Origin of the sequence: Pontibacter russatus (genome assembly GCF_009931655.1) — a bacterium.
GTDB lineage: Bacteria > Bacteroidota > Bacteroidia > Cytophagales > Hymenobacteraceae > Pontibacter > Pontibacter russatus.
Genome location: NZ_CP047984.1, coordinates 4,158,905 through 4,182,551, shown reverse-complemented (window position 1 = coordinate 4,182,551; position 23,647 = coordinate 4,158,905). Strand labels below are relative to the sequence as shown.

The following is a 23,647-nucleotide window of genomic DNA, read 5'->3' as shown; positions in this document are numbered from 1 at the left end:
GTTGAAGTTTGGCCCGGATACAGGCGCCTTCCTCTCTGCAATGCCACAAAACTATGGCGGCGACATTAAGCTGAAATTAAAACGACATTAAAAACAAATTAAAATCACGGCTGCCGGCGCGGTATATATAGATAAGCCTGCGGCAGGCTTATCAAAACCTCTGTTCCCTGGTTTATCTTGGAGTGGACGCTGATGGTGCCGTGGTGAATTTTGAGGATGCGCTCTGCCAGCGGCAGACCAATGCCGTGGCCGGTGATGTTGCGCACGTTCTCCGCACGGAAGAACGGGACGAACACGTGCTTCAGGTCTTCTTCGGCTATGCCCAGCCCCTGATCCTTTACCTTCAGCACTACTTCCTGTTTTTTCACCAGGATAGCGCCAGACACGCTTTGCCCGTCGGGGGAGAACTTGATGGCATTTTCCAGTACGTTCACCACCGCCACCAGCAACAGCGCCTCGTTCCCCTTCACCACCAGACGATCCTCATCCTCCGGGAAATTCTCAAAGTCTATGTTGATGCGCGCGCTGGGCTGCCGTTTCAGGGCCTGCTCCCGGGCCGTCCACACCAGTTCGTCGAAGCGCAGATTCGCCAGCTTTATTTTAGAGGAGTCGATGCTTGCCTGCGCAATCTGCAGCAGCCCGTTCGACAGTTCCGCCAGCAGCCGGGCATCCTCCAGCGTGGATTGCAGCACGCGCTGGTACTCTTCCGGTTCCCTCGGCTTCATCAGGGCCACCTCCAACTCCCCTATAATGGCCGTGAGGGGCGTGCGCAGCTCATGCGAGGCGTTGGACACAAATGTGCTCTGCATCTCGAAGGCCAGCTCCAGCCGGTCCAGCATTTTGTTAAAAGTCTGCGCCAGGTGCGACACCTCGTCCTTGCCGCCGGAGCCGCTCAGGCGCATGTCCAGATCAGTGGCGCTGATTTTTTCCACCTCGTTCACAATCTTGGTGATTGGCCGCATCGCCTGTTTCGCAAACCCCCAGCCGGCCAGCACCACCACTACCAGCGACCCGAAAAACCCGACGATCAGGATCACCTTCAGGTGCTGCAGTTTGGTCAGGGTATAGGCATCCACCGAAGAGGCGAACACCAGAAAGTCGCCCTGATTGTCGGGGTAGCGGATACCCACTACCTGCCTTACCCCCCGCGCATACTGAACGTACCGCTTTTCCTCCAGCTGCCGCAGTACCGCACTGTTGACACCCAGGTTGCCCTTGCCGTTCGAGAAAACAAGGTCGCCGTTGCTGCGGAACACGCGCACCCCCTCGTGCGGGAGCTCGTGGTAATACCTTATCTCGTTTTCCTGGCGCGTGGCGGCATCCACTTCATCGGCCTCCAGCACGTGGCGGGCCACTGCCTGGGCGCGCTCCTCAATGCCCTGGAAGAAATCATCCTGCCGGTAAAGCGAGGTGAAGAAGTACACCACCAGCGAGAACAGAATGAGGATAAACGCGAAGATGCTGGCGAACTGCAGGGTAAGCTTGGTCCTGATTTTCATTAGTCGTCCTGTTCTTTCAACACGTAGCCCATCCCCACCAGGGTGTGAATCAATTTGACGGTGTGGCCCTTGTCAATCTTCTTACGGAGGAAATTCACATATACGTCTATCACGTTGCTGCCGGTGTCGAAGGAAGTTTCCCACACCTGCTCCGTTATATCCACCCTGGAGACCACCCGCCCCCTGTTGCGCAGGAGGTAGTGCAGCAGCGAAAACTCGCGTGCCGTCAGGTTCACGGGCTTCCCGGCGCGGCTCACCGTTTTCTTCGTCAGGTCCAGTTCCAGGTCCGCTATCCGCAGCACCTCGTTCGCCGGCGCCTCGGAGCCGCGCCGTGAAAGGGCGCGGATGCGCGCCAGCAGCTCTTTAAACTCGAAGGGCTTGGTGAGGTAATCGTCCGCACCGGCGTCCAGCCCCGTAATCTTGTCGTCGGTGCTGCCCAGCGCCGTCAGCATCAGGATGGAGACTGACTTGTTCTGCTGCCGGATCTGGCGGCATACGTCGAGCCCGCTGATGTTGGGCAGAATGATGTCGAGGATCACCAGGTCATACTCGTGCTGCAGCGCCAGTTTTACCCCAAAGGTGCCATCATAAGCCTGGTCCACCTCGTAGGCTTGCTCCTCGAGCCCCTTTTTAATGAAGGAGGCCACTTTGGGTTCGTCTTCTACTAGCAGTATTTTCATATAGGTTCATATATAAGTGGCGTGGAGGCTGCCCGCTTACCGCTGCCTGGGCGCAAAGGTAGCAGGCCGCCGCAAAACAACAGCCCGCTAATATCCTGCGGGGCTGCTTTTCGTTCAATATATATGGCACACGCAAAGCACGACCACACCGGCCACCACCACCATGGGGCCAGCGGTAACATCAAGGTAGCATTTTTCCTGAACTTGGGCTTCACCATCCTGGAGATCATCGGGGGGCTCTGGATCAACAGTGTGGCCATTCTCTCGGATGCGCTGCACGACCTGGGCGACTCGCTCTCGCTGGGGCTGGCCTGGTACTTCGAGAAGGTGGCGAAGCGCGGCCGCGATCAGCAGTTCACCTTTGGATACAAGCGTTTCTCGCTGCTGGCCGCCGTCATCAACTCGGTGGTGCTGCTCGTCGGCTCTTTTATCGTGCTTTCGGAGGCCATTCCGCGCATCCTGGACCCGGAGCCGGTAAATGCGGCTGGCATGATGGGCTTTGCGTTGCTGGGGATTGTGGTGAACGGCGCGGCTGTGCTGCGCCTGAAGAAGGGTGAGTCGCTGAACGAGAAGGTGGTGCGGCTGCACCTGATGGAGGACGTGCTGGGCTGGGTAGCCGTGCTGGTCGGCGGCACCGTGCTTTATTTTTTCGACATTCCGGTCATCGATCCGCTCCTGTCGGTGGCCATCACCCTGTATGTGCTCTACAACGTGGTGCGCAACCTGCGCCAGAGCATGAAAATACTGCTGCAGGCCACGCCGCCGAACATGAACCCCAGGGAGGTGGAGGAAAAGCTGGTGCAGTTGCCCGGCATACAGTCCATCCACGATTTGCATATATGGACGCTGGACGGCACCTACAACGTGCTGACGCTGCACGCGGTGGTGGCCCCCGGGCTGCAGGTGCAACAGACCGAGGCTATTAAAAAACACCTGCGCCAGGCCATGGCCGACATGGACATACAGCACGTGACCGTGGAGATGGAGACACCAGAAGAAGTTTGCAGCCACCAGGGCCAGCTATAAGCCCGCTCCCGCTATGAGTGGGTTATATATCCCTGCGGTTTATATATGCCGCCACCCACCTAATTCTGGTTCAGGTGTACAGCCTCGCGTATCAGGTCCCCGAAGTACTCCTCGTCTATATCCGCCAGCGAGCGCACTTTAATATGCGGGTATTGCCCGTTCCGGCTCACCAGCCGGCGCTTCGGGTCTGACAGCTCCTTACCCCGGAAGAAGCCGAAGTGAACGCCGCTGCGCGAGGAGGCGATGTAGCAAACCGGGCCGTAGAAAAAATAGCAGGCGCACTCCCAGCGCACGCTCTCCTCCAGGTGCGCCACCGCGGCATGAACGATGGAGCGAACCTCCACAGCCAGTTTCTGTTTCTCGGGCGCCAGCGATGCAATGTACTTGTTAACTTGGTTGGTTGATGTCTTGCTTCTCATAAGGGTGAGGTTTGTGTCCGGGGCTGGTATAAAATTCTGCATATATACAAATACCTTAATATATACAGGAAATCTCCCCTTTAGGTTTCCTTTTTCAAAGATTTTTTTGTCCTTTGCTAAAGAAATCCTGCCATCTACCAAGCAATCCGGTCTGTTTAGCCTTTAATGGCTCCTCTGGTTACCGACGGTTCTGGTACTGCTCACCTGCTCTCGAGCATCCGTAACAGACGCTGCTCCAATATGTCTAACGGCACATAGCCCTGAACTATTTTATCCGGCCCCTCCCCGGTCTGCATAAACACACTCGGGAAGGTGGTGGCCCCGATGCTGTCGACGTAGCTGAACTCCTCCTCCAGTTGCCGCATTATCTCCTCCGACTCGAAGAGGGCCAGGAAGAGGTTTTCGCGGATACCGAACATGCCGACGAGCCGCACCAGCACAGCCGTTTCCGTTAGGTCGAGGCCGTCGGCGTAAAAGGCGGAGTGAAAAGCCCGCAGCACCTCCAGCGTGAGCACGGGCCGCAACAGGCGCACGCACAGCAGCGCACGGCAGGCGGGCTCGGTGTTATATATAAAGTGCTGCTGCGTAAAAAACCGGTAATCGAAGGGCAGGTTCACCTGTTCCTGCACCCGGTGCCAGGTGCCGGCCAGGTTGTTCTTGTCTTCCCGCTTCAGGGGCTCGGAGGCGTGTGCATGCAGGTCGCCGAACAATACCTGCACCTGCAGGCGCCTGTGCCAGAGCGCGCGCAGGCGGCGCACCACCGGCGTGAATCCGTAGCACCAGGCGCACATGGGGTTGGTGACGTACAGGAGCGTGGGGGTTGGGGAGCATATACCATAAGCAAGACAGTTAGCTTCTGTTTTACCGCCGTTGCCGGGTTATGGTTTTGAAGGAGCGGGCAGAGGCGGCAAACCGTTCTCCGGCTATGTCAGTCGGGAGGCATTGCCCACGCCCTGCGGCCTTTTCTTTAGAAGCAGGTTAATCGGGCAAAGCAGCGGCAAGCTAGATATAGCATCGGCAACCACATATGGACCGGGTAGCTATATATAAAAGAGAGGCTTCCCTGGTTGGGGAAGCCTCTCTTTTATATGCTTGTAAGGTGCGCTGCTTATTTGCTGCTTGCCGATGCCCCGGCCGCCGGAACGAAACGCACCGTTTTCAGGACGTGGTTCTGGCCAGTTGCACCGCCGGCATGCTTCACCACGAGGTATACGTCATGCAGCTTGTTGTCAGCCACGTTCTGCAGCGTCACCTGGCCCGTGCCAGGCTTCCGCTCACCGCCGAGGCTCAGCTGGCCCTCGCCAATCTTGCGGCCGTCCGGCTGATCCAGCCTTACCTCCACCTGGTACTGGCTTGTCTCACCGTTTCCGATACCAGCCAGTTCAATCGCACCAATGTTGGTCAGGTCAATCTCCTCTGTTTTAACCCATCCCTGCGTTCCCGGGAATATCAGGTAGGAAGCCCCGCCAAACTCAACGGCGTTGAAGCCTTGCAGGCCCGCTACATCCGCCGCATCCACGGCATTGCTTCGCAGGTAAGCCGCATCGTAACCCGCCAATGGCTTGATGCCTGCGCCCCCCTGGTCGGTGTAGGTGGCGGAGAGCCGCAGCACAGTGTTGTCTGCCTGCTTCGGATCCGGCTTCGGAACGATTTGTCCGCTGGCAGGCAACGACTGCCTCGCGTTCCCGCTGTTGTTCAGCGACATAATCCACTGCACAATCTGCTTTGCATCCGATGCCGACAGGCTTGGGTGCGCGGGCATCGCTGCCTCGCCCCATACGCCGCTTCCGCCTTTGATGATTTTATTGGTAAGGTGGTCCATAGCGCCCCGTTCTTTCTGATAGCGCTCGGCCACCTGCGTGTACGACGGCCCGATGGATTTCTCGTTGATGGCATGGCAGGCCTTGCAGTCCAGGCTCAGCATCAGGTTCTTGCCCAGCATCTCCGCCGATACTATCTGGTGGCCCATGGATGACCCGGCCATGTCGGTGCCCTCCACGTAATCCACGGAAACGAACAGGTTATCCATGTTCACCTCGCCGTCCTTGTCAGTGATCTTCACCTGGTATTTGACTGGCTGCCCCTCGAAGTAGAAACTGCGGTTGCCCTGCAGGGTCACGTCCACTTGCGGCTGCTCGTTTCCCGCATACAGCGCCAGATCCCTGCTCTTGGAGGAGGCGTCTTTCGTGTCGAACACCTCCACGCTGATGGTATGGTCGCCTTTCTGCGTAAAGGTATGGGTGATGGTAGGCTCCGTGGTTGCTTTCGACTCATTGCCTACTTTCCAAACGTAACGCAGCGAGTCGTTCTCAGGGTCTGTCGCCTCTACCTTGGCCGTAACCGTGAGCGGCTCTTTGCCACTGGTGCGGTTCACGGTGATATTCACTATTTTCGGAGGACGGTTGCCCGCCAGGTAATCGATGCGCAGCAGGCCGGAGTCGTCGTTCTTGGCAAACCAGCCCGAGCCGTACTCCAATATATAGAGCCTGCCGTCCGGGCCCACTTCCATGTCGATGGCCCCGGCCAGTTTCATATCCGGCATAAAGGGCTCCATTTTGGAGTACGCGCCCTCCGGTGTCATGGTCACGGCTTTTATCCAGCCGCGCATCCACTCATATATAAACAGCTTGCCATCGTAGTAAGACGAGTAGCGCGTCTCCTCGGGGTACAGATCGGAATAATATACGGGACCCGCCATGGCGTTGCGCCCGCCGGTGCCTACCTGCGGGAAGTCAGGCGACTCTGCGTACGGGTACCATATAAAGGCTGGCGTTGTAGGCGGCAGTTCCTTTAAGCCGGTGTTGTTAGGCGAGTCGTTTACCGGTTTTTTAGGATCGTAGGTGGGTCCGGTTTCACCTGTCGCATAATTGTACCGGTGATAGGCGTAATTATCGCCGATAAACAGCGGCCAGCCGAAGTAACCCGCTTTGGCCGCACGGTTCACCTCGTCATATCCTCTCGGGCCGCGCACCTCCAGGCTGTCTGCCCCGGCATCCGGGCCTACCTCGCCCCAGTACAGGGTGCCGGTTTTCTGGTCAACCGAGATGCGGTACGGGTTGCGGTGGCCCATGGTGTATATCTCAGGGCGTGTCTTCGGGTTCTCGCCCGGGAACAGGTTACCTTCCGGAATGGTGTAGCTGCCGTCTTCGTTTATCTTGATGCGGAGCACCTTTCCCCGGAGGTCATTGCTGTTTGACGAGGACCGGCGGGCATCGTATTGCTCGTGGCCCGGGCGGCCGTCCAGCGGCGCGAATCCGTTGTTCACGTAAGGCTGCCCCTTCTCGTTGAACGGTGTGCTGTTATCGCCGGTGGACAGGTACAGCATGTTACCCGGCCCGAAGGCGATGGAGCCCCCGGTGTGACAGCAAATCTCGCGCTGAGAGTAAAACTGCAGGATCATTTTTTCGGAACCCACGTCGAGCTTGCCGTTCTTGTACACAAACCGCGACAGACGGTTCACGGAGGTGTCAATCGGGCTGTAGAAGAGGTAAATGTAGTTGTTCTTGCTGAAGTTAGGGTCTGCGGCCAGGCCCATCAGCCCCTCCTCCGCATTCACGTCCGGCACCGATGTTTTGTGGTACACGTCCAGGGCACCCACCTGCTTCACATCGCCTGTTTCGTGGTTATAGAGCATCAGCTCGCCGCGCCGCTGCGCCACCAGGATGTCCAGGTTTGGCAGAATAGCCATCTCTGTCGGCTCAAAGAAAGCGCCTTTCGTGAGCACGGTGTGTACAAAGCGGTTGCTCTCCGGCACCCGCTGCGAAACGGCCTTGTCATAGTCGAGCTGCTTGTTGTCGCCGATGGCATACTGTATGCCGCCCAGTATGTGCTGCAGGTACAAGGGGTCCTGGTAAGACTCGTCGGTGTGGCCCAGCCCGGTGTAGAAGGCGCGCCCGCCGTCAAACTCATGGTACCAGGAGATGGGGTGGTTGTCGCCGTTCGTGCCTCCCTTGTACGTGCTCTCGTCCAGCTTAAGCAGCACATGGGTCTTATCGCTGATGTTCTTGTAGTTGTACCACTCGTCCTTGCGCTTCCAGTCCTTGGGCAGGTGCTTGGTGGCCGGGTGATCCGCATCTACGACGTGTACCACCGCTTCCTGCTGCTCCGGATGGCTTGCGAAATAAGCCCCCGCCAGCCGGCCATACCAGCCCCAGTCGTACTCGGTGTCGGCAGCGGCGTGGATGCCCACGTAGCCGCCACCCGCCTGTATATAGCGCTCAAAATCCGCCTCCTGGAAGTTGTTCAGCACATCGCCGGTCGTATTGAGGAACACCACGGCAGAATACTTCGCCAGCGAGTCCTCATTGAAATAGGCCGCGTTGGTGGTGGTGTCTATCTGGAAGCCATTCTCCTGCGCCAGTTTCTGCAGCGCTGCGTTGCCCGCGTCAATAGATTGGTGGTGGAAGCCGCTGGTCTTGCTGAAGACGAGCACCCTCGGATCGCCGGAGCGCTTGTCGCTGCAAGAGAGTAGCGTGAACACGCCTACCACGCAGAGGTAGAAGGCGCTTTTAAGTGAAACCTTAGTTAGCATGTGATAAGGATATGGACTGATTTAGGTGGATATATGAATTTGATAATGAATAGCTTATACTTTTTTCTGATGGTTGACGCAGCTGTTTCACTTTTAGGACATGGCAGCGGCCGGAAGCGCTAAAGCAGGCAATGTCTTGCCTGAGTGCTCACTTCCAGAAACGAACAGTTATGCTGCATTTGTTCCATTCCGAACCAAGCTATAAGTTTAAGTAATTTATTTTAAAGTGCAAACTAGAATAGTGCGCCTGCAGGAGGAGCGATAGAATATTTTCTTAAAAAATGGAGCGCCTGTCTGGCGGCAGGCAATCGCCCATGGCCAGTTTATATGTCTCAAGTCGCGATATATAAACTGGCCCAAATTCTGATAATCGGAAACCTGCCCCTCCCAAACTCATCTTGTAAGGAAAAATATTGCGTTCATGCCGCAAGTTTAGCGACAGCGCCAATGTGGTTATATATGAGGCCAGTTTGTCAGGACGTTATCAAAGGCTATTTTCGCATTTATAAACTTGCTGTCTTATATATAGCCGCTGCTTCAATCTGAATGGCTGCATTTCTTCCCTACAGGATGAGCCTTGGAGGGATTAGGGTGGGTCCTGCCCCAACAACATAAATAAATCGCAACGCAGGTTATATAGAGCATTTGCGCTCGGAAGCGCCTGCACGCCTTTGCCGCTGCTGAAGACAGCAAAAATATATTAATCCCTGCCTCTTGCTTTTCCGTATAGCCTGATTAACTTTGAAACACAAAGTACTTTATATATGAGCCAGCAGCAAGACCAGTTAGCCACCCTGCACGAGATCCGGAACATCATGGACCGCTCCTCCCGGTTCATTTCGCTCAGCGGCCTGTCGGGGGTGGCGGCCGGCGTTTCGGCGCTCATAGGTGCCGTTGCCGTAAAGTGGTACCTGGTTACGCACCATATAAGCTACAGCCAGCACGCAGGCCGCCACCTGACCAGGGAGGCTATCATGTTTATGTTGGCGGTGGCGGCGCTTGTGTTTATCCTGGCGCTTTGCTCAGCCACTTATTTCACCGCCCGCAACGCCCGCAAATCCAACCACAGGGTCTGGGACAGCAAAACGGAGCGGATGCTGGTGAACCTGTTCATACCGCTGGGGGCAGGGGGCATCTTTTGTGCGGCACTGATTTACCATGGCCAGTTCTTCCTGGTCGCGCCGGTCATGCTCATTTTTTATGGCTGTGCTTTGCTGAACGCCAGCAAGTATACCTTGGGCGATATCCGGTATCTGGGCCTTTGCGAGATAGCGCTCGGCCTGCTCGCCAGCTTTTTTGCGGGCTACGGGCTGCTGGCCTGGACGGTGGGCTTCGGGGTGCTGCACATTGTGTATGGGGCGCTGGTGTATTTTAAATACGAACGCTAGCGGGCACGTGAAAGACTATCTTGAAAATATAAACAAGGCCTTCGAGAGCAGGGCGCGGCTGGGCATTATGTCGGTGCTGATGGTGGAAGACCGGGTCGATTTCAACACGCTGAAGGACACGCTGCAACTGACGGATGGGAACCTGGCCAGCCACCTGCGCGCGCTGGAGGAAGGCGAGTACCTGCAGGTGGAAAAGCAGTTTGTGGGCCGCAAGCCCAACACCACTTACCATGCCACCGAGGCTGGCCGCGAAGCCTTCAACAGCCACCTGGATGCGCTGGAGCAACTTATTCTGAACAACAGGAAAGACACCTGAATATTTTTTTACACATGAACTTTGTAATTCAAAGTACTTTACAAGACTACTATAAACTTTATATAACTGAGACAGAATTATCATGGCGCAAAGAAAAGAATCACCCAACCACCCGGTTCACCCGGCTCCCGTGGGCAAGCGGATGCTGCAGGGCGCAGCGGTCGGTTTAATCCTTATCTTATTTTTTCTGGTTGGAGCCGGAGAGCCGGACCCAGGCTGGCCAAAGCTCTGGATCATCAAACCGCTGCTGCTTGTTCCGGCAGCCGGCGCGCTGGGCGGCGTGTTTTACTACAACATGGATCCTCTGCGCCACCAGGGTGGTTGGAGAACGGCATTCGCTTATCTACTGAGCCTGCTGGTGTTCCTGCTGGTGCTGTGGCTCGGTACTGTTTTAGGGCTGCACGGCACGATGTGGGATTGATCAAGCCAACTAAAATGAATTGAGAATATAGTTAGAAAACTTAAATACAAAACGATGAAAGACGAAAATTAAACCCAGGAAGAAACAGCGCGCAACGACGGATCTACAGCGCTGAACATGATCAGCTGGCTATTTGGAACGGTATTTTTTGCTATTGGAGTAGTGAACACGTTCTGGGGGAACGACCCCGGCTTCGGTGTCTTTATACTACTGCTTTCCTTAATTTACTTTCTTCCGGTTAACACCATTCTAAGGAAAAGGGCCGGCTTTTCAATTCCCCGCATAGGAATCCTGAAGGTCCTGCTGGGCATTTTCATCATCTGGGCAGCCATGGGCGTGGGCGAGCTGTTCGACAAGATAGAACTCATGGTGAATGACTTATAATCTCCCAATAACCTCTCATTTATATACAAACCCATCTAAAAAATCAGAAATCATGGTAATGCAAAACAAAAGACTAACTGGTATTGTGCTCGGCGTAGCACTTCTGTTGCTCATTCCGCTGGTAGCGATGCTGTTTACAGACGAAGTGAATTGGGACCTGCCTGATTTCGTGGTCATGGGCACCCTGCTGCTCGGTACCGGCCTCCTATGCGAGTTTGTATTGCGGAAGGTGCGAAACATGAATTACCGCATCGGCATCATCGCAGTTATGCTGGTGGCGCTCTTCCTCATTTGGGCAGAATTGGCAGTCGGCATCTTTGGGTCACCGTTTGCCGGGAGTTAGCGGGGGAAGCCACCCTTGACGAAAAGACGAGAACTACGAAGAAGTTTAATCCATATATAATTTATATAGGCATGGAAAATAAAATGTTGACGCACAACAAGCCAACTGTTTGGAGCATCAGCGGCTGGGCTTTCGGCCTGGTTGTGTTGACAATCGGTGTCCTGAATATTCTCCTGGTGCATCCTGTTCCCGGTATCGTTTACCTGCTGCTTTCCCTGGTTTATCTTCCTCCGGCGAATGCCATTTTCAGAAAAAAGGCAGGTTTCCCGATTCCGCTTGTGGTAAAACTCTTGCTGGGCATAGTCATTATCATGTTCACGTTGGGCGTGAGTGACCTGGGGGATATGATTGACAAGCTGTAAGATCCAGGTGAGTATATATAACCCATGTTGAGCAAAATCAGAACTGAATTTCCCACAGGCGAAACAAGCAAGCCATGAAAAATGAAATACTTTCCCATCTGAACGACCCCGGTTACCTCGAAAAATTATACCGGAACAACAAGGCGCCCTTCAAGCGGGAGTTCAGCGCGCTTTACCCCGAGCTGAGGGGCAACTTGCTCGCCGATTGCTGGAACGAGAGGCTGCATTATGAAAGCGAAGACATTAACTGGGGCACCGGCCGGGAGCTGTTATATGTCGCAATCGCTGCGCTATTCGCCGGTTTTATTGCGAAAATACCGGCGGTCTTCCAGATTGACGAAGATTTTTTTTACCCCAGAAACATTGGCTTCATCTTTCTGCCGCTCCTGACGGCCTACTTCGCCTGGAAAAACAACTTGCAGCTCAAACGGATTGCTGTCGTCTTCGGTGTGATGCTGGTCTCGCTCCTCTATGTAAACGCCCTGCCCATATCCACCACCAGCGACACGCTGATACTGGCCTGCATCCATTTGCCCTTGCTGCTGTGGGTACTTTTAGGCACTGCGTTTTCGGGTAACAACCTGAATGATTATAACAGGCGGCTCGATTATTTAAGGTACAACGGCGAGCTGGTGGTCATGACAACGCTTATCCTGATTTCCGGGGCAATCATGACGGGGCTCACGATCGGGCTCTTCTCGCTGATCGGGTTTCAGATCGAGGAGCTGTACTTTCAGTATGTCGGTATTTTCGGGCTGGCCGCGGCACCCATCGTCGGCACCTACCTCACCCAGGCCAACCCACAGTTGGTAAACAAAGTCTCGCCGGTGATAGCCCGCATCTTCAGCCCGCTGGTGTTGCTCATGCTCGTCATCTACCTGCTTGCCATCATCTATTCCGGTAAAGACCCATACAACGACCGGGAGTTCCTGATCATCTTCAACCTGCTGCTGATCGGAGTGATGGCCATCATTTTCTTTTCGGTGGCAGAAAGCTCCAAAACAACCGGGAATATAACGGCCACCTGGGTGCTCTTCCTGTTATCAGCGGTAACGGTAGTGGTTAATGGGATTGCGCTGTCGGCCATTCTGTTCCGGATCGTGGAATGGGGCGTTACGCCCAACAGGCTGGCTGTGCTGGGCAGTAATTTGCTGATCCTGCTAAATTTGCTTTTCATCACCGTACAGCTTTTCAGGTCGCTCACCCGGAAGTCAGACCTGGCCGAAGTCGGGAAAACAATAGCACTTTTCCTGCCCTTTTACGGCCTGTGGGCCGTGGTTGTCCTCTTCTTGTTTCCGTTGCTTTTTGGGTTTAGATAATCTAAGGCAGAGAAGCCATATAGGGTAATGACCATAAAAAAGTAATCTTATCCATGCTATTTGGTTGACTGGAGGAGAAACAGCAAGCCCCGCTTCGCAATGCCTCTATCTATATATGGAGAAATGGCAAAGACCTCGCAGCATGCGCAGCTTCTGCGAGCGTCTGGGCTCTTGGTTCAAACGCTCGCGGGACCTTCGTACACCGCGAGGTCTGGTTTTCAAATCAATTTCACTTCCATACAAAGCTTTCCTTTGCAAACCCGTAGATGCAGTAAAGCCAACTGGAATGCCTTATGCAACTAACTTCTGAGTTCAAGGAAGCCATTTCCCATCTGCCCTCTGCAGAGAAAGACAAGCTGCTGTTCCGCCTGCTCAAGAAAGACCCGGACCTGTGCCAGCGCCTGCAGTTTGAGTTGGTGGAGCAGGGCGACACCCTGCAGGAGCGGCGAGAGGCCGTGGCCGCCGCCGTCGGGAAGCAGGTGAAATACGAGCCCTACTCGCCGGGCTACCTGATGATGGACATGCGCGCGCTCAACGGCGACATCACCCGGCACGTGAAATACACCAAAGACAAAGAGGGCGAGATTCAGCTGACCCTGCTCCTGCTGCGCCGCTACCTCGAAGAGCACCTTGCCTTTATTGTGGCCCACCTCTACCGTGCCGACACGCTGCAGGACTACCTGGTAAAGCGCACCCTGTTTGTGCTGCAGAAACTGGGCAAGCTGCACGAAGATTTATATATCGAGTATGAGGCCGATGTGAACTACATCCTGCAGACGCTTCACCACAAGGTGGCTCCCATACAGGCGCAAAAAGCCAAACTGCCCAGGGAGTGGCCGACCTAGCCTATATAGCCAAAGCTGCAGGGAAGCGTAATTTTATATATAAACTGCCCAGCCCCATAAGTCACAACTGAGCAGATTTTTCGTTATATTCCATCAGAAGCTGTTTTAAACCCTATACAAGCAGGGAAATATAAAATTAAAACGTTACTTAAACTGCCTCTAGCAGTAAGGAAACGGCCTCTTTTATCTCTATGCCTGTTATGAAAAAGCAAGTTTAATAAGTTCTAAAACAGCTTCCAAGTTATATATAGATCACTCCTTTCTTTAAAAATGCTTCCAGCCCTGCGCGTTGAGCGGGAACGACTGGCCGTGCTTGTTGGCCAGGTTCACGCCTTCGCTGGCTTCCGTTATCTTGCCGATGACAGTGATGTCGGGGTGGTTCTTCACTTTGTCGTAGTCGGTGAGCGGGATGGTGAAAAGCAGCTCATAATCTTCGCCGCCATTCATGATACACGTAATTGGGTCGAGGTTAAACTCTACGGCTGTCTCCAGCATCTGCGCATCGGCAGGCAGGTTGTCTTTGTAGATGGTGGCGCCCACCCCCGACTGGCTGCAGATGTGCAGCAGTTCCGAGGCCAGCCCATCCGAAATGTCAATCATGGCGGTGGGTTTGATGCCCAGTTCCTTTAGCTCATATACCACGTCCATGCGTGCCTCCGGGCGCAGCTGTCTACCTACGATGTACTGCTTTTCCTCCAGTTCAGGCTGCATCTCGGGGTTCGCCAGAAACGCCTGCTTCTCCCGCTCCAGCACCTGCAAACCGAGGTAGGCAGCGCCCAGGTCGCCGGTCACGCAAACGAGGTCATTCACCTTCGCCCCGCTTCGCAGCACCGCCTCTCCTTTGGCCACCTCCCCGATAGCCGTCACGCTGATAACCAAACCTGCCCTCGAAGAAGTAGTATCACCGCCCACCAGGTCCACGTTGTAGCTCTCGCAGGCCAGCCGGATGCCTTCATACAGCTCTTCCACGGCTTCGACGGTATAGCGCGCGCCCAGGGCAACGTTCACGGTTATCTGCGTCGGCTTCGCGTTCATAGCCGCTATATCCGACACGTTCACAGCCACCGCCTTATAGCCCAGGTGCTTCAGCGGGCAGAAGGTGAGGTCAAAGTGCACGCCCTCCAGCAGCATGTCCGTAGACACGACAATCTGCTTCTCCTGCGGCTCCAGCACCGCCGCGTCGTCGCCGATGCCTTTGATGGTGGAGGTGTTCCGCAATACAATCTTCTGGCTTATCCGCTTTATCAGGCCAAACTCGCCCAACTCACTCAGGGGGTATAGTCGCTCATTATGTTCTCTTTTTTGATGTGCAAAGATACGGAAATTGAAGGAAGAAGTCTTTAGGGTCAGCTTGGGAAGGTTTGATAGCTGCACCGGGTCCAACCACCCCTGCCCCTCCTTGGACAAGGAGGGGCAGGGGTGGTTGGATTAATCGGGCGGAACCGAGCAAGGCAGATGCTATATAAACCCGATCTATATACAAACCTCTCACTTCATCTTCACCACAAACGCACCCGAGTCTGCCACATCATAATAAGAAATGCCGAGCGTGTCGAGTTGCTGGCGCAGGCGCTGGCGGTACCAGCGGCTGTTGGAGGCGTCTAAAATCACCTTTTCGGCGGCGTAAGCTTTCAAATCATCCGGCCAGAGGCGGACGTTGTGGCGCAGCAGCAGGTAATCCACTGGCAGCGGCGTTTTGGCCTGCAGCTTGGGAGGGTGCGACACCAGGAGCATGCGCTGCCCCCGCCATACCAGCAGGCTGTTGCTGTCCGGCAATATGGTATAGGCAGCCATAGGCAGAACTGCCGAATCAGCGGTGATGGCGGCGAACTGCGGTTGCTGCACGCCCAGTTGCCAGAGGTGCGGCTGCACGTTGTAGGTATAATCACTCTCGTCCTGTCGCAGAACCGAGTCTGCCAGCACGGTGGCCTGCTGCCCCTGCACCAGCGCCACACCCGTCGCGCCGCGCAGGCTATATATGGTGAGCAGTTGCTGTTCCTGCTGTTGCAGCGTCTCCCATATAGCCTGCACCGAGAGCACGCTCACGACGGCAGTGGCCAGGGCAAAGTAGCGCAGCTTCCGGAGCGCCAAAAACAGAAGCAGGAGGAAGAAGCATATATAGAGCAGCCACGTTTGCAGCAGCGTAATGTCGATGCCGTTTATCAGCGCAAAGGGCAGGTCCTGCACCCACAGGTTGAAGGCATTCATGCCCGATATAATCAGGATGTGGCCCTTGAACAGCAGCCAGCCCAGCCCCGGCACCCAGCTCAGCGCGATGGCCGCCAGCCCGGTATATAACGCGCCCGTGGCAATGGGCACCACCACCAGGTTGGCGAACCAGAAATAGACCGGGAACTGGTGAAAGTAGAACAGCCCGATAGGGAGCGTGGCCAGTTGCGCCGCCACCGACACGGTGAAGTAAATCCAGACCTTGTCCAGCAGCCAGTTATCAATTTCCAGCAGCCTATATAACCTCGGCTGCAGGTACACGATGCCGAGCACCGCCAGGAACGACAGCTGGAAGCCAACGTCTTTCAGGGTGTAGGGGTTGCAGACCAGCAGTACGGTGGCGGCAATGGCAATGGTGTTGTAGATGTTCGTCTGCCGTTGGATGGCTGCGGCAGTGGCTACCATGCTGAACATCACCACCGCCCGCAGCACCGACGGCGACAGCCCCGTCAGGAAAGCGTAGGTCCACAGAAAAGCCAGCACCAGCACCGCCTGCAGCACCCGTTGCCGCCTCATGGGTCCAAACAAATTCAGGAACCACAGCAGCACCACATATAGAAGGCCCACGTGCAGCCCCGACACCGCCAGCACGTGCATGGTGCCGGTGTTGATATAGGCATTCCGGATGGCGTTGTCGAGCTCGTCTTTCACGCCCAGAATAAGGGCCGAGGAAATGGCGTACTCGTTTTTGCCTCCCACCCGCTCCCGCAGCAGCTGGTCGAGGTTGCGCCGGAGATGGATGCTGGCGGCCAACAGCGGGTTTGGCGGTGCCGTCGCTATTTTTTGAAACTGAAATGGCTGTAGGTAATGACGGAAGTAGATGCCCTTGTTGGCGAGGTATTGCCGGTAATCGAACTGGTTGGGATTTACTGGGGCCTCTACCCGCTGCGGCGCGCCTTTCACCAACAGCACATCGCCGTAGTTCAGCTCATATGGCTTGTCGGAGTCGTGCGGCACGGATATCTGCACCTCCCCTTCCGCCTGCTGCCACTGGCCGTTCACCCGCACCTGCTGCACCTGCAGCACGGTGCTCTGGTAGCCGGGCTTCTGGAGGATATAATCCTCCACCACCCCCATATAGTAAGCCGGAGGTTCGGAGAGATGCAGCAGGTGTTTCGGGTTGTTGGGGGCAGTGTGCCACTGCGTGGCCAGGTAGCCCAAGCCCAGAAAGCAGAGCAGCCCGAGCAAACCGGCGGCATCCGTGGCGGTGGCCGTCTTCACCTTGCGGGCGAAAACTACGGCAGCTATATAGAACAGCACTAAAAAAGCAAAGACCTCCGTGCTGTAATGGAAGTCTTTGCCCAGGATAAAATACAGCAGAATGCCCGTTATCAGGCTAAGCGCGATTCGGATAAACGGATATGGCGCCCACTGCAGCATCAGCCCCTGTATATCATTTTATAATGCTGGATGTCGCACTCGCTGAATAGGCCGCCCTCGGTTGCGAAGCCGTGGCGCTTGTAGAAATTGACGGCGGGCAACTGGGCGTGCAGGTAAATCAAATCGTCCGGGCGCTCCCGCTGCACATCCTGAAGCACCGCGGCCAGCACCTCCGCCCCCACCTTTTTGTTGCGGTATGCGGGCAGCACGGCAAACCGCTCCAGCTTTACGCCTTTGTCGGTGACGCGCCAGCGCGCCGCGCCGCAGGGCACGCCGTTATATATAGCCAAGTAGTGACGGGCTGTACTTTCATACTGGTCGTACTCCGCCTCGCGCGGCACCAGCTGCTCCTCCACAAACACCTGTTCGCGTATCCGGAAGGCCGCCTTCAAATCCTGCCCCTCTTTTACCCGCTTCAGCTCAATCATGTTTCTGTAAGACCTTTTCTGATGTAGTTTATATATGCCCCGGCGCTTCTGCTTATACCCGTATCCCCTACTCTATGGCGCGAGCGCCCTTGCCATATATACCCACGACTCCGTATTGACGCAAAAAAGAGGCGCAAAATATTGCGCCTCTCCTTCGTGATCTCTGCTGACTACTCCACCAGCCTTGTGCTGTTGCGCCTGTCGTACGTGGGTCTGCCATCGCCATTTTCCAGGGCCTTGGTCTCCTCGCGGGCGGCGCGGCGCTCTTCCTCCAGTTTGGTGTAGGCGTTCACGATGTCGCGCACCAGGCGGTGGCGCACCACGTCCTCGGCGCTCATCTCCACAAACCCAATGCCCTTGACACCGCGCAGGATGTTCAGCACCTCCATCAGGCCGGAGCGCTGGTTGCGCGGCAAATCCACCTGCGACCAGTCACCGTTCACCATCACTTTGGCGTTGGGGCCCATGCGCGTCAGGAACATCTTCATCTGGGCCGGCGTGGTGTTCTGCGCCTCGTCCAGCAGCACAAACGCGTTGTTCAGCGTGCGGCCGCGCATATAGGCCAGTGGCGCTATCTCGATAATCTTGTTCTCCTGGTAATATTTCAGCTTCTCCACCGGAATCATGTCCTCGAGTGCGTCGTAGATCGGGCGCAGGTAAGGGTCCACTTTCTCCTTCATGTCGCCGGGCAGGAAACCGAGGCTCTCGCCTGCCTCCACCACGGGCCGGGAGATGATGATCTTCTTCACCTCCTTGTTTTTGAGGGCGCGCACCGCCATCGCCACCGAAACGTAGGTTTTACCGGTACCGGCGGGCCCCAGCGCAAACACCAGGTCGTTTTTCTCCACCGCGTCCACCAACTTCTGCTGGTTCGGGGTTTTGGCTTTGATCACGCCGCCCTTGCTGCCGTAGACAATCACATCCGGGGACGTCACAATCACTTCCTCGTCCGTAAAAGAGTCGGCCGACAGGTATCTATTTACGCTGCTGTGCGTAATCTTTCCGAACTTGTGGTAATGGTCAATCAGGGAGCCGAGTATTTCGTGGATCTTGGTGATTTCGGGCGTCTGGCCCTGAATCTTGATCTCGTTGCCCCTGGAGATGATCTTGCTGCTTGGGAAAGCGGCGGCCAGTTGTTTGATGTTCTGATTCTCTGTCCCCAGAAAATCAATCAGAGAGATGTTCTCCAAGGTTATTACTTTCTCTACCAAATTATTGCTCCTCTATATATAGTATATGGGTAATGCTTTTATAAATTAAGCAAATTATGATTACATTTAATACAAACTCACTCTGTTTTTAGTTCGTGTTATGGCTCTTATTACGTTTACATCAGACTTTGGGTATACCGACCATTATGTGGCTGCCGTCAAGGCCCGAATCCTGTCGCAGGACGCGCAGGCCACTATCGTGGATGTGTCGCACGCCATCGAGCCTTACAACATCGCGCACGCCGAGTACGTGCTGGGCGCAGTATATGGCGAGTTCCCCAAAGGCACGGTACACCTGGTGGCCGTGGACACGCACGGCAGCAAGCAGGGCCGGTTTCTGGCGGCCCTGTACCGGGGGCACTACTTTCTGCTGGCCGACAACGGCCTGCTCTCGCTCCTGACCGAGGGGCAGCCGGAGTTGGTGGTGGAGTTGAAGACGGACAGGCCGCTGATGCCCTTCCCGGCGAAGGACCTGCTGGCGCAGGCGGCGGTGTACCTGGCCGGGGGGGCGACATGGAGGTGCTGGGCGAGCGTACCCAGAATTTCCGGCAGCTGCTGAACCGCCAGTTGCGCCTGAACGACCACTCCATCACGGGCCATGTGATTCATGTGGACCGTTTCGGCAACCTGATCACCAACATCACCCACGACAGCATCGACACCATCGCGCACGGCCGCACCTTCACCGTCCACTTCGGGCGCGAGACGGTGGGCCGCATTTTCCCAAACTATACCCAGGTGGACGACGGCGACTGCTGCTGCATCTACAACAGCCAGGGACAGCTTTGCATCGGCATCAACAAGGGCCACGCCGCCGAGCTCCTCGGTCTCGGCTTCGACTCGCATGTAGACGTGCGCTTTTACCCGGGAAGCTAGTTCATTTTGAATGAGCGAATGAGTGGTTGAGTGAATGGGCCATATATGATTTGCCAACCGTTGTTGTTCCGATCCTATATGGCTCATTCAGTTATCCGAAAATTAAAATTCGCTCATTCACTCAACCACTCATTCAAAATTATGCTTATTCGCATTGTCCGGATGACGTTCCGGCTAGAGAAGACGGGGGAATTTCTGGAGATTTTCCGGAGGTCCAGACCACATATTCGTGCGTTTGATGGTTGCCAGCATGTGGAGCTGTTGCAGGACTTGCACCACCCCAACATATATAGCACCTACAGCTTATGGGAGTCGGAGGAGCACCTGAATGCCTATCGCGGCTCGGCGCTGTTCGGGCAGGTGTGGCCCGCCACCAATGCCCACTTTGCGGACAAGCCCCAGGCCTGGTCCTATATAGCAGTAAGCATTTAACATTTATCAATTACCAGTGAGAGCAAAGGGTTTACGCCGGTGTCTTGAACATTTCAATCCCTTTTGCTGTACCTTTGCTATGCAGGAACTGCTTATATAGCAGTTCCTGATAAATGCTAAATGATAGTTGATAAATGAATTACTTCAAGATTTACGATTTACCGGAAAGCTTTCTGCTGGACGAGAAGGCGCTGAAAAACACCTTCTACAAACGCAGCCGGGAGTATCACCCCGACTTTCACGCCAACGAGCCTCAGGAGAAACAGCAGGAGGTGCTGCAACTCTCCACACAGAACACCAACGCCTACCGCACCCTCTCCGACCCGGACCTGCGCATGCAGTACATCCTGAAACAGCACGGGCTGCTGGAGGAAGGCAAGAACAACGAGCTCCCCTCCGACTTCCTGATGGACATGATGGACCTGAACGAGAAGCTGATGGAGCTGGAGTTCGAATTCGACGCCGACAGGTTTCATGCGTTGGGCGAGCGGAGCAGCGGCCTGACATCGCAGCTCGACAACGACATTCTGCCCACGCTGCAGCGCTACCCCGAGCTGCACGGCATTACCAAAGAAGAGGCCCTGCAGCAGGTGAAAACCTACTACCTGAAGAAAAAATACCTGTTGCGAATTCAGGAAACATTATCTAAGTTTGCATCCCGTTCCTGACAGAGGAACACTTGCCTTGGTGGCGGAATTGGTAGACGCGTTGGTCTCAAACACCAATGAGGTTACACTCGTGCCGGTTCGACTCCGGCCCAAGGTACAAATTCATTATACAAATCCTTGTAAGCTAACAACTTACAAGGATTTTTTATTTTCAGGGGACAGCACAGGGAACAGTGAAATGCTCCTCCAGCAAGGCTGTTATATTTGGTATTGTTAAGGGCTTGTTCAGAAAGCCGGCAACAGGCAACTGAGCAAAACTTTCCAGATCACGAGGGTGGTTTGACGTTGTCAGAATAATGACCGTAATAGAATCTTTTTGCTTCAGTTCAAGTTCATGATATGCCTTCATAAACTCAATTCCGTTCATCACCGGCATATTGATATCCAAAAGGATGAAATCCAAGCGTAGTCCGGTGTCTGATTGCTCCTCCAAAAGTTGAATCGCCACTTTCCCGTTGTTGGCCATCAGGACTTTATCAACGACAGCCATTTTCTCCATCAGCTTTTTGTTCACGAAGTTGGCAACCGGATCGTCATCTATCAGGAGAATATTAGCGAGTCTTTTCAATTTGAATGGGGTTATCGTTAATTTAAATTAAAGTGTGTTTTCCTGATAAAGACCCTGAATTCAGTGCCACGCCCTTCCTCACTGGATACGGAAATGTAGCCCCCGGACCCTTCCACCATTTTCTTCACCATGTAAAGACCTATGCCTGTACCTTCCACATGATCATGGAAGCGCTTGAACATAGTAAACAAGTGCTCCAGGTTATTGGGCGAAATACCTAAGCCGTTGTCTGTGACAGTGAGCACATGGTAGTCCGGGTGATCATGGCAACTTACTTTTATAAACGGAACCCGCTCCTGTGAAGCATACTTCACGGCATTGGAGATAAGATTCAGCACCACACTTCGCAGGTTTTTCTCTGAAAAATAGATAAGCATGCAATCGTCTACCTCTATTTCCAATATAGCAGCGGAAGCCTTTAGGTGGGGCTGCAGATCCAGCAGTACTTCTTCTATTAGCTCACGCAGGTTAATTGTGGTAGCCGGACTGGCATTTTCCTGCTGTAGCTTCACCAGGTCAGTCAGGCTGGTGATGGTACGCTTAAAACGCTCCGCAGAGCTCTCCATCATTCTGATGATATCCTTGACATCAGATTGCTGGCATTCTAACCCTGCGAGCTCTGCCGTCAGGAGCCCAATCAGGCCCTCAATATTGGAAATAGGTGCTTTCAGGTCATGGGAAGCCGTATATATGAAGTTGTCCAAATCGTTATTGATCCGGATGAGCTCCATATTCTTGGCTTCAAGCGAAGCCTCCGCCTTCTTTTGGTTGTTGATATTGGTATTGGTTCCGATCCAACGCAAGACCATGCCCTGTTCATCTTTTACCGCGTAAGCCCTCGTCAGGAACCACTGGTACTCTCCATTGGCTCCCCGAAGCGGGAAAGTCAGTTCCCAGGTCTCCCCAGCCTGCCAGGCTTGCTGCACAAACGCTACTACGCTTTTAACGTGGTCCGGGTGATGCACTTTCTCCCAGCCCCATCCTATCATTTCATCCTGCGTAGTGCCGGTATAATCGTACCAACGCTCATTATACCAGAAGATACTGCCTTCAGGGTCTGCCATCCAGGCCAGGTTTTCAATGTTGTTGGCAAAAACCCGGAACTGCTCCTCACTTTCCCGAAGGGCTGACTCGGATTCCCTGCGCCTGGTAATGTCCCGGGTTACGGCCAGATGCGATCTGCCTGTTGCGCCAGGAAGTGGAACCGCATGGGTTTCCATCCTGCGGCGCGTGCCTTTGAGGCCAATGATATCAAACTCCCAACTCAGGCTATGGCCCTCGCACACACTTCGATGATTCTTTTTCCAAGTGGTTCTGTGTTCCGGGGCAATTACGTCCAGCACGCTGGCCTTGCCCAGCAATTGCTCATCACCCTCTATCATGGTGAGTCCGGAGGGATTCATGTACTGGAGCTTGCCTTCGGGTGACACAATTTTGATACACTCTGGCGTAGCTTCTATGATGGCCTGCAGCCGGGCCTCGCTTTCCTCCACGCGTTTTTTTGCCACAACCAGCTCGGTCACGTCATGCGCTACGCTAAATACACCGGATGGCTCGCTGTCATAAGGGTTCTCGTAGTAAGGTTGGCAAACGATGTTATAGTAGTATACCGACTCTTTTCCCTCGACCATTCGTTTTGTGGGATGCTCGGAAACAGTATACGTCTGGCCGGTTTTGCGCACCAGATCCAGCATTTCGGCAAAGCCCTGTTCTTTTGCTTCCGGTATGGCTTCAAAAAGGGGCTGCCCGATGATGTCTTTCGTTTTGTTATAGAACCGGAGCATGTCATCATTGCTCAACTCAATCATGTTCTCTGGCCCTGTCAGGATACAGACTGCCAGAGGAGCCTGCAGGAAAAGGCTGTACTTCCTCTCGATTGTTCTAAGTTCAGTCTCCCTTCTCTCTTCTATTACTTTATCAGTGATGTCCTGGGTAGTATGCAGAATGTAAAGCAGGCTGCCATTTTTGTCTGTTATAGGCCGGCTGTTGGCTGACCAATACCGCACCTCAAACCCTCCGGAAGCAACCGGCACATCATAACGCACCACGGGCATCTGGTCCGGCACCCTATTCTCCGTTGCGTTCTGAAGCGAAGCTCTTAAGCTGGAGGGGCCGGTGGCGGTGATAGCATCCGGGTTTTCAGGGAATACCTCAAACACGCCTCTGCCCACCACATCCTCTCTTTGCCTCCGGGTGTTCTCTAAGAGTTCATCACTGATGGCTAGTATCGTGTAGTGAGGTGCGTTTGGCTGCAGGACCAGGAAGCTACCAGGTATTCTGTTAAATATTAGCTCAAAATCAAGTGGTAGTTCCGGGTGCATT

At 54.6% G+C, this 23,647-nt stretch carries 24 protein-coding genes and 1 tRNA gene; 14 read left to right on the top strand and 11 right to left on the bottom strand.

Going from position 1 to position 23,647, the window contains the following annotated elements; genetic code table 11:
* Positions 1-104: 104 nt before the first annotated feature.
* Positions 105-1,499, bottom strand: a complete 1,395-nt coding sequence (locus GSQ62_RS17360; protein WP_161890688.1) for a HAMP domain-containing sensor histidine kinase — start codon at positions 1,497-1,499, stop codon at positions 105-107.
* On the bottom strand, positions 1,499-2,179 hold the full coding sequence (locus GSQ62_RS17355; RefSeq protein WP_161890687.1) for a response regulator transcription factor: 681 nt from the start codon (positions 2,177-2,179) through the stop codon (positions 1,499-1,501). The genes GSQ62_RS17360 and GSQ62_RS17355 overlap by 1 nt, the downstream gene beginning before the upstream one ends.
* A 123-nt stretch (positions 2,180-2,302) precedes the next feature.
* Here GSQ62_RS17355 and GSQ62_RS17350 point away from each other — a divergent pair, with 123 nt between their 5' ends.
* Positions 2,303-3,205: a cation diffusion facilitator family transporter gene (locus GSQ62_RS17350; protein WP_161890686.1), complete on the top strand. Its 903-nt coding sequence runs from the start codon at positions 2,303-2,305 to the stop codon at positions 3,203-3,205.
* Positions 3,206-3,264: 59 nt separating this feature from the next.
* Here the strand turns inward: GSQ62_RS17350 and GSQ62_RS17345 are convergent, their stop codons facing one another.
* The 3 genes from GSQ62_RS17345 to GSQ62_RS17335 all read right to left on the bottom strand — a co-directional run bounded on the left by GSQ62_RS17345 (position 3,265) and on the right by GSQ62_RS17335 (position 8,155).
* Positions 3,265-3,624, bottom strand: a complete 360-nt coding sequence (locus GSQ62_RS17345) for a DUF1801 domain-containing protein (RefSeq protein ID WP_161890685.1) — start codon at positions 3,622-3,624, stop codon at positions 3,265-3,267.
* Positions 3,625-3,824: 200 nt separating this feature from the next.
* Positions 3,825-4,415 (bottom strand): DsbA family protein, encoded by a 591-nt coding sequence (locus tag GSQ62_RS17340; RefSeq protein WP_161890684.1) that lies wholly within the window; start codon positions 4,413-4,415, stop codon positions 3,825-3,827.
* A gap of 317 nt (positions 4,416-4,732) precedes the next feature.
* Complete coding sequence (locus GSQ62_RS17335) at positions 4,733-8,155, bottom strand: ThuA domain-containing protein (protein ID WP_161890683.1); 3,423 nt, start codon at positions 8,153-8,155, stop codon at positions 4,733-4,735.
* Positions 8,156-8,919: 764 nt separating this feature from the next.
* Between GSQ62_RS17335 and GSQ62_RS17330 the strand changes: the two genes are divergently transcribed.
* The 8 genes from GSQ62_RS17330 to GSQ62_RS17295 all read left to right on the top strand — a co-directional run bounded on the left by GSQ62_RS17330 (position 8,920) and on the right by GSQ62_RS17295 (position 13,533).
* Positions 8,920-9,543 (top strand): hypothetical protein, encoded by a 624-nt coding sequence (locus GSQ62_RS17330; RefSeq protein WP_161890682.1) that lies wholly within the window; start codon positions 8,920-8,922, stop codon positions 9,541-9,543.
* Positions 9,544-9,550: 7 nt separating this feature from the next.
* Complete coding sequence (locus GSQ62_RS17325; RefSeq protein ID WP_161890681.1) at positions 9,551-9,859, top strand: winged helix-turn-helix domain-containing protein; 309 nt, start codon at positions 9,551-9,553, stop codon at positions 9,857-9,859.
* Positions 9,860-9,941: 82 nt separating this feature from the next.
* Positions 9,942-10,280, top strand: a complete 339-nt coding sequence (locus GSQ62_RS17320; protein WP_161890680.1) for a YrzE family protein — start codon at positions 9,942-9,944, stop codon at positions 10,278-10,280.
* 117 nt (positions 10,281-10,397) lie between these two features.
* On the top strand, positions 10,398-10,664 hold the full coding sequence (locus tag GSQ62_RS17315) for a hypothetical protein (protein ID WP_161890679.1): 267 nt from the start codon (positions 10,398-10,400) through the stop codon (positions 10,662-10,664).
* Between the two features lie 52 nt (positions 10,665-10,716).
* Positions 10,717-11,007, top strand: a complete 291-nt coding sequence (locus GSQ62_RS17310; RefSeq protein ID WP_161890678.1) for a hypothetical protein — start codon at positions 10,717-10,719, stop codon at positions 11,005-11,007.
* Positions 11,008-11,078: 71 nt separating this feature from the next.
* A complete protein-coding gene (locus GSQ62_RS17305) occupies positions 11,079-11,369 on the top strand; it encodes a hypothetical protein (RefSeq protein ID WP_161890677.1) in 291 nt (96 codons plus the stop codon).
* Between the two features lie 74 nt (positions 11,370-11,443).
* A complete protein-coding gene (locus GSQ62_RS17300; protein WP_161890676.1) occupies positions 11,444-12,688 on the top strand; it encodes a hypothetical protein in 1,245 nt (414 codons plus the stop codon).
* Positions 12,689-12,981: 293 nt separating this feature from the next.
* On the top strand, positions 12,982-13,533 hold the full coding sequence (locus GSQ62_RS17295) for a hypothetical protein (RefSeq protein ID WP_161890675.1): 552 nt from the start codon (positions 12,982-12,984) through the stop codon (positions 13,531-13,533).
* Between the two features lie 264 nt (positions 13,534-13,797).
* Here GSQ62_RS17295 and thiL read toward each other — a convergent pair whose 3' ends face one another.
* From thiL to GSQ62_RS17275, 4 genes are all read right to left on the bottom strand, one after another.
* Positions 13,798-14,850 (bottom strand): thiamine-phosphate kinase, encoded by a 1,053-nt coding sequence (gene thiL, locus GSQ62_RS17290; RefSeq protein ID WP_161891497.1) that lies wholly within the window; start codon positions 14,848-14,850, stop codon positions 13,798-13,800.
* Positions 14,851-15,021: 171 nt separating this feature from the next.
* Positions 15,022-17,142 (bottom strand): ComEC/Rec2 family competence protein, encoded by a 2,121-nt coding sequence (locus GSQ62_RS17285; RefSeq protein ID WP_161890674.1) that lies wholly within the window; start codon positions 17,140-17,142, stop codon positions 15,022-15,024.
* Positions 17,142-17,570 carry a GNAT family N-acetyltransferase gene (locus GSQ62_RS17280; protein ID WP_161890673.1) on the bottom strand — a complete coding sequence of 143 codons (429 nt, stop codon included), beginning with the start codon at positions 17,568-17,570 and terminating at the stop codon, positions 17,142-17,144. The genes GSQ62_RS17285 and GSQ62_RS17280 overlap by 1 nt, the downstream gene beginning before the upstream one ends.
* A 170-nt stretch (positions 17,571-17,740) precedes the next feature.
* Positions 17,741-18,781 carry a PhoH family protein gene (locus GSQ62_RS17275; RefSeq protein WP_161890672.1) on the bottom strand — a complete coding sequence of 347 codons (1,041 nt, stop codon included), beginning with the start codon at positions 18,779-18,781 and terminating at the stop codon, positions 17,741-17,743.
* A 100-nt stretch (positions 18,782-18,881) separates the two neighbouring features.
* Here GSQ62_RS17275 and GSQ62_RS20915 point away from each other — a divergent pair, with 100 nt between their 5' ends.
* The 5 genes from GSQ62_RS20915 to GSQ62_RS17255 all read left to right on the top strand — a co-directional run bounded on the left by GSQ62_RS20915 (position 18,882) and on the right by GSQ62_RS17255 (position 20,854).
* Entirely contained in the window at positions 18,882-19,340 is a 459-nt protein-coding gene (locus GSQ62_RS20915; RefSeq protein WP_237586753.1) for an SAM hydrolase/SAM-dependent halogenase family protein, read from the top strand.
* Positions 19,295-19,657: an SAM hydroxide adenosyltransferase gene (locus GSQ62_RS20910; protein ID WP_237586745.1), complete on the top strand. Its 363-nt coding sequence runs from the start codon at positions 19,295-19,297 to the stop codon at positions 19,655-19,657. Before GSQ62_RS20915 ends, GSQ62_RS20910 begins: the two co-directional genes overlap by 46 nt.
* A gap of 141 nt (positions 19,658-19,798) precedes the next feature.
* Positions 19,799-20,089: a putative quinol monooxygenase gene (locus GSQ62_RS17265; protein ID WP_161890671.1), complete on the top strand. Its 291-nt coding sequence runs from the start codon at positions 19,799-19,801 to the stop codon at positions 20,087-20,089.
* Between the two features lie 134 nt (positions 20,090-20,223).
* Positions 20,224-20,757 (top strand): iron-sulfur cluster co-chaperone HscB C-terminal domain-containing protein, encoded by a 534-nt coding sequence (locus GSQ62_RS17260; protein ID WP_161890670.1) that lies wholly within the window; start codon positions 20,224-20,226, stop codon positions 20,755-20,757.
* Between the two features lie 13 nt (positions 20,758-20,770).
* A tRNA-Leu gene (locus GSQ62_RS17255) sits at positions 20,771-20,854 on the top strand.
* 54 nt (positions 20,855-20,908) lie between these two features.
* Here GSQ62_RS17255 and GSQ62_RS17250 read toward each other — a convergent pair.
* Positions 20,909-21,325 (bottom strand): response regulator, encoded by a 417-nt coding sequence (locus GSQ62_RS17250; RefSeq protein ID WP_161890669.1) that lies wholly within the window; start codon positions 21,323-21,325, stop codon positions 20,909-20,911.
* A 17-nt stretch (positions 21,326-21,342) separates the two neighbouring features.
* The gene (locus GSQ62_RS17245; RefSeq protein ID WP_394351334.1) at positions 21,343-23,646 is read right to left on the bottom strand and encodes a PAS domain-containing protein; all 2,304 of its coding nucleotides are present in this window, start codon (positions 23,644-23,646) and stop codon (positions 21,343-21,345) included.
* Position 23,647 lies beyond the last annotated feature (1 nt).